The following is a 12,609-nucleotide window of genomic DNA, read 5'->3' on the forward strand; positions in this document are numbered from 1 at the left end:
GCGGGCTTTGCCCGCGCCGAAACTTTATAATTTTTTATCTGAAATTAGTTTTTCTTTAGATTTTCAATTCTTTTAATCTCATTTAAAAGCAACTGAAAAGCAGGATGAGCCATTCCACCATGATCAAAACCGTCCAATTCGTACAATGTTGTATCAGGATGACCTTTCAACTTCATCATTCTCCACATGTAAGCGTTTTCTTCGTATCTGCCGAAAAGTTCTTTTTCACGGTCGCCTGTAATTAAAAGCAATGGCGGGGCGTCTTTTCTAATAAAATGTAAAGGCGCCATTTCATCAATTCTTGCATCAAGCTCATCAATTCCTTTTTCTTTTCTTGTTGTGAAATGAGAAATCATTTGTCCGCTGAAAGGAATAATTCCAGCCAATTTGTTAGCATCAATATGATATTTATTTAAATAAGACTTATCTAAACCAACCATAATGGCAAGATATCCTCCTGCAGAATGTCCTGAAATAAAAATTTTCTCATTATTTCCACCGTAATTTTTAATATTTTCAAAAACCCATGCTGTTGCAGCAGCTGCATCTTCAATATATTTAGGAGCTTTTACTTTGGGAGAAAGTCTGTAATTTACTCCAACTACAGCAACTCCTTTATTTTTTAATTCTTCGGGAATTTCTTTTTGCCCGCCTGTAATTCCGCCGCCATGAAACCAAATGATCGTTGAAAAATTTTTAATATTTGTAGGAATATAAACATCTAAAACACATCTTTCATTGATATAAACATCAGATTTATTTGTTTTCTCATCATAGTAATGAATATTACTGATTGTATTATAGTCTTGTGAAAAAATCTGAATTGAAATAGTAGTAAGAAAGAATATTAAAAGAAGCTTTTTCATTTTTAAATATTTTGAAGTTTAAATAGGAATTGATGCTTTAAAGTCCCACAGAATACACAGATTTTCACGGATAATTACGTATAGAATCGCCACGAATTCACGAATAAACATAATTTTATTAAACATAAAATTCGTGTATTCGTGGCTAACGGAAATATTTTTGAGATTGCTTCGTCGCTTCGCTCCTCGCAATGACTTAAATCTTCGTCAATTTAGCATATTTCAAAATCAGATTCTTCTCGCCTTCGTGCAAGAAGACTACTTTCGCTTTGATATTTTGCGGATCGGTTCCATCTAGGAAAGCAACTTCTCCGATTCCGAAACGGTCGTGTCTCACTTTATCGCCAACCTCAATATCTTGGGAAGAAGCTCCGCTTGGGTTGATAATTCTTGCTGTTGCTACAGGTTTTAGTTTTCTCGGTTCAGCAATCGGTTTATCATTTTCAGTTTTAGAGATGGTTTTCTTTTCTATCTTTTTAAAGCTCTTCATTTCAGAAGGATGCTCATCAAAAATATTAGAAGTAATTCCAGAATTGTTGATGAATCTCTTCTCAATCGCAGGGTTTAAAAATTCAATATATTCTTCATCAACTTCACTTAAAAATCGTGAAGGTTCGGCATCGGTAATTTTCCCCCATTGAAAACGGGAAACTGCGTAGGAGAAAAATGCCTGTTTTTCTGCTCTTGTTAAAGCGACGTAAAACAAACGTCTTTCTTCTTCCAAATCTTCACGGGTTGCCGAACTCATAAAACTTGGGAAAAGATTTTCTTCCAATCCGACTAAATGCACCACCGGAAATTCAAGACCTTTTGAAAGGTGAATCGTCATTAAAGAAACCATATCTTCTTCATCATCTTTTCTTTGTGTATCAGCAGAAAGCGCAATATTTTCAAGAAAATTTGGCAAACTAGGATCACCATCTTCTATCTGCATTTGTTCTTCAATGAAACCTTGCATCGAGTTCATTAATTCCTGAACGTTTTCTACACGCGAAATTCCTTCCGGAGTTTGATCGTCTTTTAAAAATTTAATCAAACCACTTCGTTTTGCCACTTCCATTGCAACGCTGTAGGCTGTTTCTGTTTTAAGTAAAACCTGAAACGCTTTAATCATCGACCAAAAATCGCTTAGTTTGGTTAAAACACCATTATTAAATTTCAATTGCGGAGCATAAATCGCCAGATTATCTAAAACTTTAGACACCGGAAGATTTTGCGAATCTGCAAAAACAATTAATTTATTTTGAGTGGTTTCACCAATTCCTCTTGTTGGGTAATTGATAATTCTCATTAAGGCTTCAGAGTCATTTTCGTTCACCAAAAGACGAAGGTAACCAATCAAATCTTTTACCTCTTTTCTTTGGTAGAAAGACAAACCTCCATACACTTTATATGGAATATTTTTACGTCTCAAAGAGTCTTCAAAAGCTCTTGTTTGAGAATTGGTACGATATAAAATTGCAAAATCGCTGAACTTTCTCTGTTCTCTGTTTCTAAGCTCCCAAATATTTCCGGCAACGAAATTGGCTTCATCAGCATCGGAAAGCGAACGGTACACTTTAATTTTTTCTCCTTCTTCATTTTCACTGAAAACATTTTTCTTGAACTGCTGAAGGTTTTTCGCAATCACAACATTTGCTGCATTAACGATATTTTGTGTCGAACGGTAATTCTGTTCCAAAGAAACAGTTACCGCATCAGGATAATCTTTTTTGAAATTTAAAATATTATAAATATTCGCACCACGGAAAGAGTAAATTGACTGTGCGTCGTCTCCTACCACACAAATATTTTCAAATTTTGAAGCTAAAGCTTTTACAATCAAATACTGAGAATGATTTGTATCTTGGTACTCATCTACCAAAATATATCTGAATCTGTCCTGATATTTTGCTAAAACTTCGGGAAACCTCGTCAACAACTCATTGGTCTTCAACAATAAATCATCAAAATCCATCGAACCATTTTTGAAACAAGCTTCTACATATTTTTCATAAATTTTTCCGATGAATTTCATGTTGGCTTTTTCGTCAGCTTCCATTAATTCAGGATTATTATAATATGCTTTTACGGTAATCAGATTATTTTTATAATTTGAAATTCTAGCCTGAACTTTTTTAGGTTTATACAAATCAGCATCAATATTCATGTCTTTCAGAACTTTCCTGATCACATTCAAAGAGTCTTGCTGATCGTAAATTGTGAAATTGGAAGGATAGCCCAAATAATGCGCTTCACTTCTCAGAATTCTTGCAAAAACAGAGTGAAAAGTTCCCATCCAAAGACTTCTCGCATTGCTTTGTCCTACAACTTTCGCAATACGCTCTTTCATTTCTTTAGCGGCTTTATTGGTAAATGTTAAAGACAAAATATTGAAAGGGTCTACTCCATTGGTAATCAAATGCGCAATACGCATTGTGAGTACACGGGTTTTTCCGGAACCGGCTCCTGCAAGTACCATCAAAGGTCCCTGTAAAGTGGTAACGGCTTCAAATTGTGATTCATTCAGTCCTTTCAAATAATCCTCCATGCTGCAAAAAAATTTTGGATGACAAAATTAGTGTATTATGAGGACAATTCAAATTTGTATTTAATTTCCATTACCGAAGCAAAACTGAATAAGGTTTTAGAACGAAAATCAAACGTTATAAATTCAGTCGTCATTTAAAATTCTTAAAAAAATATTAAAAATTTTGTAACAATAAGTCTAATTTTACAACTCATTGACAAAACAATTTCTATTTTATGAAAAAACGACTTCTTAGTGTTGCAGCTGCTGCCTTTTTCGGAGCAATGCTAAATGCGCAACAAATCAAATTTGAAGAGTATGATTTACCAAACGGTCTACACGTAATCTTACACCAAGATAATTCTGCACCGGTAGTAACTACAGGTGTAATGTACCATGTAGGAGCAAAAGATGAAGTAGTTGGAAGAACAGGTTTTGCACACTTTTTTGAGCACCTTTTATTTGAAGGTACTCCAAACATTAAAAGAGGAGAATGGTTTAAAATCGTTTCTTCAAATGGTGGACAAAACAACGCAAACACTACAAACGACAGAACATATTACTACGAAACTTTCCCTTCAAACAACGAACAATTGGGACTTTGGATGGAATCTGAAAGACTTCGTCACGCAGTAATCAACCAGGTTGGTGTAGATACTCAAAGAGAAGTTGTAAAAGAAGAAAAGAGATTGAGAATGGATAACCAGCCTTATGGAAATCTTTTCACAAATGTACAGAAAAACCTTTTCACAAAGCACCCTTATCATTGGTCTACAATTGGATCTATGGATGATTTGAATTCAGCTAAATTAGATGAGTTCCAGGCTTTCTATAAAAAATATTACGTTCCAAACAACGCAACTTTGGTTGTAGCGGGAGATATTAAACCTGAACAAACTAAAAAATGGATTCAGGAATATTACGGAGCAATTCCTAAAGGAACGGTTTATCCTAAAAACTTCCCGAAAGATGAGCCAATCACAAAAGAAAAAGAAGTTACAGCATACGACCCGAACATCCAGCTTCCTGCTTATGTTTTTGCATACAGAACGCCGGGTAACAAAGAAAAAGACGCTTACATCTTAGACATGCTTTCTTCTTATTTAAGCAACGGAAAGTCTTCAGTTTTATATAAAAAATTGGTAGATCAGGAGAAAAAAGCGCTTCAGGTAGCAGCTTTCAACCAAGGTCTTGAAGATTACGGTATTTTCGCATTCTTTGCAATTCCGATGGGATCAACATCAAAGCAAACTTTACAGTCAGACATCGATGCTGAGATTAAAAAACTTCAGACGACTTTAATTTCTGACGAAGATTATCAAAAACTTCAAAATCAGTATGAAAATCAGTTTGTAAATGCAAACTCAAGCATTCAGGGAATTGCAGCTTCATTGGCTACAAACCACGTATTGATGGGAGATACAAACTTAATCAACAAGGAAATCGACATCTATAAATCTATCACAAAGCAGGATTTACAGAATGCGGCTAAAAAGTATTTAAATTCTAACCAAAGAATCATCCTTAACTACTTACCTGAAAAAAAGTAATCGTATAAAAAACTTCAAGTTTTAAATATGATTATAAATTTTTAAATTTTTTACAATGAAAAAACAATTTACCTATATAGCCGTAGCATTTTTATTCTCAGGAATGCTTTCTGCACAAAAAATTGATATTAACGCAATGCCGAAACCAGGACCAACTCCTGCGATTAACATTGCAAAACCAAAAACTTTTCAACTTAAAAACGGGATGACCGTAATGGTAGTTGAAAACAATAAATTACCAAGAGTAAACGTAAGTCTTTCTATGGACAGACAGCCTTATTTTGAAGGTGATGTAACCGGAGTAAGCGAAATCATGGCAGATCAGCTTGGTAACGGAACGACTACTTTAAGCAAGGATGCTTTCAACAAAAAAGTAGACTTTTTAGGAGCTAACTTAAACTTCTCTACCGGAGGAGCTTCTTCAAACTCTCTTTCAAAATATTTCCCTGAAGTTTTAAATTTAATGGCTGATGCAATCATCAATCCTAAATTTTCTGCTGAAGAAATCACAAAATCTAAAGAAAGAGCTATTGAAGGTTTAAAATCTTCAGAAAAGAGTGCAGATGCAATCGCTTCTAGAGTTTCTAACGCATTAGCTTACGGAAAAAACACTTCAAGAGGAGAATTTGAAACAGAAGAATCTATCAACAAAATTCAATTAGCTGACGTTCAGAATGTATATAAAAAATATTACGCTCCAGACAATGCTTATTTGGTAATCGTTGGTGATGTAAAATTTGACAAGGTAAAACCAATGGTTGAAAAAGCTTTCAACAATTGGAAAAAAGCTGATACAAAATTCCCAGCTTTAGAGCCTGCTTCAAATGTAGCTAAAACTGAAATCAATGTAGTAGATGTTCCTTCTGCAGTACAATCTGTAGTTTCTGTAGGGAACCTGAACACATTGAAAATGAAAGATCCTAATTACTTCCCTGCAACAATTGCCAACTACATTCTTGGTGGCGGTGGAGAAGCTAGACTTTTCATGAATCTTCGTGAGAAAAACGGGTTCACTTATGGAGCTTATTCAGATATGAGCGCAAGCAAATATTCTCCTTCTTTCTCTGCTGAAGCTAGTGTAAGAAACGAGGTTACTGATAAAGCAGTAAAAGAATTCATGAACGAAATCAACGGAATTTCTACTGTAAAAGCTGACGAACTTGCCAATGCTAAAGCTAAATTGAAAGGAAGCTTCATCATGGCATTAGAGCAGCCTGCAACTATTGCAAGATTTGCAGTTAACCAAAAAGTTCAGGATCTTCCGGATGATTTTTATACTAATTACTTAAAATCGATTGATAAAGTAACTGCTGCTGACGTTTCTAACGCAGTAAAAGCAACTATTTTGCCAAACCAAAGCAGAATTTTTATCGCTGGTAAAGCGTCTGATATTTCTGAAGGATTAGAAAAATTAGGATACCCTGTAAAATATTATGATGCGTATGCAAATCCTGTTGCAAAACCAACAGTTCAGAAAGTTGATGCAAGCGTAACAGTAGCTTCTGTTGTTGATAAATACATTAATGCAATTGGTGGAAAAGCTAATCTGGCAAAAGTGAATTCATATACAACGAATGCATCAATGTCTATGCAAGGACAAAACCTTGATTTCAAAATTGTTAAAGCTCAAGGTGGAAAAGAACTTCAAACAGTTTCTGCTGGTGGAATGACAGTTCAAAAACAAGTTTTTGATGGAAAAACAGGTTATTCTGAGCAAATGGGACAAAAAGTTCAGATGACTAAGGAAGAAATCGCTGACAACTTAAAAAATACTGAGCTTTTCGAAGAACTAGGTTTTGCTAAATCTGCAGATTACAAATTGACAGGAATTGAAAAAATCAACGGTGAAGATTCTTATGCAATCAAAGCAGGTGATAAAGCTTATTACTATAGCGTAAAAACTGGTCTTAAAACAGGTGAGACTGAAACAGTATCTGCACAAGGACAGACATTCACAGTTCCTACTACTTTTGCTGATTACAAAGATGTTGCTGGTGTGAAAATGCCTTATACAATCACAGTTAATCAAATGGGAATGGATATGGTGATGAAAGTAAAATCATACGAATTAAACCAAGCTAAAGATTCTGACTTCAAATAAGAATTAATATATTTTTAATGAAAACGGTAGCAATTGCTGCCGTTTTCTATTTTTAGCGCAAATCTTATTTTGTGGTTCGGTAAAAAAACATTAAATTTGCCCATTCAAAAAGATATTAAAATTAATGGATACTATATTTACACTATTAATGATTCTTATTATGATTGCCAGCGTTTTATTGGTAATCGTTGTTATGGCTCAAAACCCAAAAGGTGGCGGTCTTTCTAGTACATTCGGAGGGGCATCTTCTGCACAGTTTGGAGTACAAAGAACTAATGATTTTATGGAAAAATCAACCTGGACTTTAGGAGCAGTAATCATCGTTCTTATCTTGATAAGCGTTGTTGTGACTGGTAAACCTAAACAAGCAGCACCGGTAATTCCTCAAGCCCCAACTAAAGAAGCTCCTGCAGGAAAAGCTCCAGTTTCTCAGTCTTCGGCTCCGGTAAGTGTTCCGGCAAATAAATAAGAAATACTTTATTTAAGATAAAATGAAAGCAACTCGATGGAGTTGCTTTTTTATTTGAGTTTAATTTTTTCTATTTTATGCCTTAGCTTCAAACCTGCTTTCATAAATGAGTATTGCAAAGGCTTACTTTCTCTGTAATACTTATCTATAAAAATCTGCATCGCTCCGTAAAATCTTTCGAGGTACACTTCATCTTTCACCGTACTTTCGCCCTTATGATGAAGGATAGAAGCTTTTCCGTAATAGTAATTTTGATAACCGTTATTCAATAATGTGTAGCACAAATCGATATCTTCGCCGTACATAAAATAACTCTCGTCTAAACCTCCAACTTTTTCGTAAACATCCTTTTTAACCAGGAAAAATGCTCCGGTAATCACTTCCACTTCTGCGACTCCATATTCATCTACATCATTTCGGTAATATGATTTTGAGTTTTTCTTTTTAAAGTTGGTAAATAATTTTTCGAAAGAATTGATCATATCAGGAACCGAACGTTTGCTTTCTGGAAGAAAATTTCCGTTAGCATCATGCATTCTTACCCCAAGACAACCAAAATTAGGTTTAGAATCAGCGAAATCTAAAATTTCATTTAAATAAAATCCTTCCAATTCCGTATCCGGATTTAAAATCAAAAGATACTCTCCGGTTGCTGTTTCTATCGCCTTGTTATTAGCTTTAGCAAAACCTCCATTTATTTCAGAAGCAATAAAATGTACTTTTGGAAATTCCGGAATAAGGTCTCCCCACGAACTGTCTGTAGATTTGTTATCGATCACAATAACTTCATAATCGACTTCATCACTATATTTCTGAATAGAATTCAGACAGTTTCTCAAAAGTTGGGTCACATTGTAATTAACGATAATGATTGAAAGTTTTTTACTCATTTTTAATCCTTTTCGTTATATGGAAGTCTGTTGGTAATCGATCTGCCTAAAGAAATTTCGTCTGCATATTCTAGTTCATCACCTACGGAAATTCCTCTTGCAATCGTTGAAAACTGAACACCTGAATTTTTAAACTTTTTGTAAATATAATAAGCTGTAGTATCGCCTTCCATGGTTGCACTCAGAGCAAAAATAAATTCTTTTGCCAAACCTTGCTGTAACTTCTTTTCAATACTTGGAATATTCAGTTGATGAGGACCAACTCCTTCCATTGGAGAAATTTTTCCACCTAAAATAAGATATTTCCCTCTGTATTTCCCGGTATTTTCAATGGCGATAACATCTCGTACATCTTCCACAATACAAATAAGCTCATTGCTGCGTTTATCGTTGCTGCAGATTTCACAAATATCAAAATCAGAAAAATTGTGGCATTCTTTGCAGTATTTAATTTCATTCACCAGATTGATGATTGAAGTCCCCAAACTTGTCGCCCTAGAATTAGGCTGTTTAAGTAAATGAAGTGCAAGACGCAAAGCGGTTTTCTTACCGATACCCGGAAGTCCGGAAATCTCTTCAACTGCTTTTGCCAATACTTTACTTGGGTAATCCATAGTACAAAAATAAGAATTATAGATGTAAAATGTGATTAGTTAATGCTTATTTACACAATAACTTTGAAGGGTAAAATTTCATTAGCAATCTCGCCTTGTAGAATTATTCATAAATCTGAAAAAACCACTATCTTTGATCATCAAAATATTAAACAGAAATAAACTAAATGGTACTTAACAACCTCAACTATCCGCTGGATTTTAAATTTAAAATCACAACTTTGGCCAGCGATTTCAACATTACAGACCGACACGGAAACTATGTAGCTTATGTTCGTCAGAAAATGTTTAAACTAAAAGAAGACGTTATCGTTTTCAACGACGAAAGCAAAACCAAAGAATTGTTCAGAATTCAGGCTAATCAATGGATTGATTTTAATGCATCTTACTCCATTAAAGACACTCTTGGAAAAAGCTTCGGAAGATTAGCCAGAAAGGGAATGCGTTCTATCTGGAAATCTACATATAATGTTTTGGATGAAGCTGATCAGCAAAAATTTACCATTACAGAAGATAATGCATGGGTTAAGTTTTTCGACGGAATAGTTGGCGAAATTCCAATAATAGGAGCTTTTACCGGATATTTCCTAAATCCATCTTACACCGTAAAAGGAATGGATGGAAAAGAATATTTTAAGCTAAAAAAAATGCCTTCATTCTTTGGAAGAAGATTTCAATTAGACCGATTAATCGATATTGATGATGAAGATGAAAGTCTTGTTGTTTTATCATTTTTGATGATGGTTTTACTTGAAAGAGCAAGAGGGTAATTTGATTTTAGCAACTAGCTTTTAGCTTTTGGCATAAAACTCGAAGCTATAATTTAAAAAAATAAAAAATGAAATATTTTATCATTCTCTTTTCAGCCTTAACTTTGGTTGCCTGTAAAAAGGAAAAAGAAACTGTTACAGATTCAAAGCCAGCAGATTCTCTGAATATTGTTCAGGATTCTGCAAAAACAAATCCTGCACCTGAGAAAGTTTTAGTTGATGTATTTCCTTTTCCAAAAGAGATCAAAGAATGCTCTTGCTATTTTGCAAAAAACAAAGCAGATTTTGAAAACGAACAATACATTTATGCTGATGATGCAGGAAAAACTGCTTACATGAAACTCGACGGAAAAAGAATTGCGATGAATTTGATTTCCTCAAGCGATATGGAGGCAGATGAAGAACTAACTAAAGAAATTGAAAATGAGAATTATAAAATCTCTGTAAAAGGTAAAAAAATAAAACATGAAGAAGCTTTGCTTTTTGAAGGCACTTTAACCATTGAAAAACCAGACGGAAGCAAAACGACCATTCCTATTTATGGTGAATGTGGATGTTAAAAGCAATTAGCAATTAGCAATTAGCAATTAGCAATTAGCAATTAGCAAAAATATTGCTCCTGAATTTCGGGAGCATTTTTTATTTCGTAATTTTGATAAAAATAAATTTTTATGGAACTATCCAATATAGAACCGCAAATTATCTGGAAAAATTTCTCCAAATTAAATGCAGTTCCAAGACCGTCAAAAAAAGAAGAAAAAGTAATTGCTTTCATCAAAGAATTTGGTGAAAATTTAGGACTGGAAACTACAGTAGATGAAGTAGGAAATGTGATCATTAAAAAACCGGCTACTCCGGGAATGGAAAACCGTAAATCGATTGTTATGCAGTCGCACTTAGACATGGTTTGCCAGAAAAATAACGATGTAAATTTCGATTTTGAAACTCAAGGAATCCAGATGGAAGTTGACGGAGACTGGGTAAAAGCAAAAGGTACCACTTTAGGAGCAGATAACGGATTAGGAGTTGCCACTATTATGTCGATTCTTGAAAGTTCAGACATTCCACATCCTGATTTAGAGGCTCTTTTCACTATTGATGAAGAAACAGGAATGACCGGAGCTTTAGGTTTAAAACCGGGGCAATTAACCGGACAAATCCTTTTAAATTTAGATACAGAAGAAGATGACGAAATCGACATAGGATGTGCAGGTGGAATTGATGTTACCGTAACCCAAAACTATGCAACAGAAGCTTCTAACGGACAAATTGTAAGAATAGAAGTAAAAGGTTTACAAGGCGGACATTCAGGAATGGATATCCACAAAGGTTTTGGAAATGCCAATATCATCATGGGCAGAATTCTTTACAAAGCTTTGGAAAATCAAAACGTACAATTAATTTCAATTGATGGTGGAAGTTTGAGAAATGCGATCCCAAGAGAATCTGTAGCTTTAATTTCTGTGAGAAACGCTGGTGAATTTATTGAAAATGTAACCAACGGAATTAAAAAAGAAATTTTAGAAGAATTTGCTTCTGTTGAAGCTCATCTTCAAATTAATATTGAAAATTCTACAAGCGCAGATAAAGCGCTTTCTGTAGAAGATTCAAAGAAAATTATTCTGGTTTTAAAATCTCTTCACAACGGGGTTTACAGAATGAGCCCGGATGTACAGGATTTAGTAGAATCATCAAACAATGTGGCAAGAGTAGAATTAAAAGAAGGTGGTCTGAAAATTTTAAACCTTTCAAGATCATCTGTTGATTCGTCTAAAGATTCTGTTGCTGAACAATTGAAATCGGTATCAGAATTAGCCGGAATGAATGTAGAATTTAGCGGTTCTTACCCAGGATGGAAACCAAAACCAGGTTCTGAAATTGTACAAGTTTTAGAAAAGATTTACACAGAAAAATTTGCAGAAAAGCCTCACGTTGTAGCTTGTCATGCAGGTTTAGAATGTGGAATTATCGGTGCTAATTACCCAGAAATGGAAATGGTAAGTTACGGGCCAACCATCAGAGGAGCTCATTCTCCAGATGAAAAGGCAAATATTTCTTCAACCCAGAAATTCTGGAGTTTCACAAAAGATATTTTAGCGAATATTCCATTGAAATAAGAATGTAATTTTTATTTTGAAAATATCCAAAGTCTTTTGATTTTGGATATTTTTGTTTCTTTTCTTCACGGATTTGAAGTTTTAGAATTAAAATTTAATTTAAAAATCATAAATTTGAATAAGAAATAGGAATTATGAACTCACAGATTCTCAACGAAAAGCTTGAACTAATTCAATGGTTATCAACCTTGGAAGATACTTCTATTATCAAAAAGCTAGTTGAGTTCAGAAAAGAAGAGACAAAAGACTGGTGGAATTCTATTTCAGATGAAGAGAAAAAATCAATTGAAAAAGGAATAGCAGAAGCTGATGAAAATGATGTAAAACCGCATTCTGAAGCAAGAAAGCTCTATGAAAAGTGGCTATAATATTTCGTGGACTCCAAATGCATTGAGCGAGTTGGAGAAAACAATTGAATATCTTCAAAAAAACTTTTCAGATAAAGAAATCACAAAACTTGCCCGTAAAATCGAAAGTTTCTCGGAAATCATTTCTCAGAATCCATATATTTTTCCAAAGTCTGAACAGACAAACATTCACAAGGCGATTATCCTTACTTTTAACACTGCATATTATCGTATTAAGGACAACAATGTAGAAATCTTATCATTTTTCTCAAATCGACAATCTCCTGTTAAAAGAAAACTCTAAACTCAAAATTTATTGATTATAATAGTTTTCACTTTATTTATCAATAGTTTTCCTGCATAATAAAATTTAAAA

General features: G+C 34.1%; 12 protein-coding genes. 8 read left to right on the forward strand and 4 right to left on the reverse strand.

The genetic code is table 11. The annotated features are described in order from the left end of the window. Positions 1 to 44: 44 nt before the first annotated feature. A complete protein-coding gene (locus OEW74_RS08630) occupies positions 45 to 866 on the reverse strand; it encodes an alpha/beta hydrolase (protein ID WP_265428083.1) in 822 nt (273 codons plus the stop codon). Between the two features lie 196 nt (positions 867 to 1,062). Next, the gene (locus tag OEW74_RS08635) at positions 1,063 to 3,396 is read right to left on the reverse strand and encodes an ATP-dependent helicase (protein WP_265428084.1); all 2,334 of its coding nucleotides are present in this window, start codon (positions 3,394 to 3,396) and stop codon (positions 1,063 to 1,065) included. A gap of 215 nt (positions 3,397 to 3,611) precedes the next feature. On the opposite strand from OEW74_RS08635, the gene OEW74_RS08640 reads away from it, so the two are divergent. The 3 genes from OEW74_RS08640 (at position 3,612) to secG (ending at position 7,495) form a co-directional block, all read left to right on the forward strand. Beyond that, positions 3,612 to 4,925, forward strand: a complete 1,314-nt coding sequence (locus tag OEW74_RS08640) for a M16 family metallopeptidase (RefSeq protein WP_265428085.1) — start codon at positions 3,612 to 3,614, stop codon at positions 4,923 to 4,925. A 55-nt stretch (positions 4,926 to 4,980) separates the two neighbouring features. After that, complete coding sequence (locus OEW74_RS08645) at positions 4,981 to 7,026, forward strand: M16 family metallopeptidase (protein WP_265428086.1); 2,046 nt, start codon at positions 4,981 to 4,983, stop codon at positions 7,024 to 7,026. Positions 7,027 to 7,150: 124 nt separating this feature from the next. After that, the gene (gene secG, locus OEW74_RS08650) at positions 7,151 to 7,495 is read left to right on the forward strand and encodes a preprotein translocase subunit SecG (protein ID WP_265428087.1); all 345 of its coding nucleotides are present in this window, start codon (positions 7,151 to 7,153) and stop codon (positions 7,493 to 7,495) included. Positions 7,496 to 7,545: 50 nt separating this feature from the next. On the opposite strand, the gene OEW74_RS08655 is transcribed toward secG, so the two are convergent. Continuing rightward, positions 7,546 to 8,385 (reverse strand): glycosyltransferase family 2 protein, encoded by an 840-nt coding sequence (locus OEW74_RS08655; RefSeq protein ID WP_265428088.1) that lies wholly within the window; start codon positions 8,383 to 8,385, stop codon positions 7,546 to 7,548. Positions 8,386 to 8,387: 2 nt separating this feature from the next. Beyond that, positions 8,388 to 8,999, reverse strand: a complete 612-nt coding sequence (gene recR, locus OEW74_RS08660) for a recombination mediator RecR (RefSeq protein WP_074229938.1) — start codon at positions 8,997 to 8,999, stop codon at positions 8,388 to 8,390. A 167-nt stretch (positions 9,000 to 9,166) separates the two neighbouring features. Between recR and OEW74_RS08665 the strand changes: the two genes are divergently transcribed. The 5 genes from OEW74_RS08665 (at position 9,167) to OEW74_RS08685 (ending at position 12,537) form a co-directional block, all read left to right on the forward strand. After that, a complete protein-coding gene (locus tag OEW74_RS08665; protein ID WP_265428089.1) occupies positions 9,167 to 9,769 on the forward strand; it encodes a hypothetical protein in 603 nt (200 codons plus the stop codon). A gap of 68 nt (positions 9,770 to 9,837) precedes the next feature. After that, positions 9,838 to 10,329, forward strand: coding sequence for a hypothetical protein (locus OEW74_RS08670; protein WP_265428090.1), 492 nt, complete (start codon positions 9,838 to 9,840; stop codon positions 10,327 to 10,329). A gap of 111 nt (positions 10,330 to 10,440) precedes the next feature. Further along, complete coding sequence (locus tag OEW74_RS08675) at positions 10,441 to 11,886, forward strand: aminoacyl-histidine dipeptidase (protein ID WP_265428091.1); 1,446 nt, start codon at positions 10,441 to 10,443, stop codon at positions 11,884 to 11,886. A 134-nt stretch (positions 11,887 to 12,020) separates the two neighbouring features. Beyond that, positions 12,021 to 12,254, forward strand: a complete 234-nt coding sequence (locus tag OEW74_RS08680) for a hypothetical protein (RefSeq protein ID WP_265428092.1) — start codon at positions 12,021 to 12,023, stop codon at positions 12,252 to 12,254. Further along, positions 12,238 to 12,537 carry a type II toxin-antitoxin system RelE/ParE family toxin gene (locus OEW74_RS08685; RefSeq protein WP_265428093.1) on the forward strand — a complete coding sequence of 100 codons (300 nt, stop codon included), beginning with the start codon at positions 12,238 to 12,240 and terminating at the stop codon, positions 12,535 to 12,537. Before OEW74_RS08680 ends, OEW74_RS08685 begins: the two co-directional genes overlap by 17 nt. The last annotated feature ends 72 nt before the right edge of the window (positions 12,538 to 12,609 follow it).

The organism is Chryseobacterium sp. YIM B08800 (genome assembly GCF_026163565.1).
Taxonomy (GTDB): domain Bacteria; phylum Bacteroidota; class Bacteroidia; order Flavobacteriales; family Weeksellaceae; genus Chryseobacterium.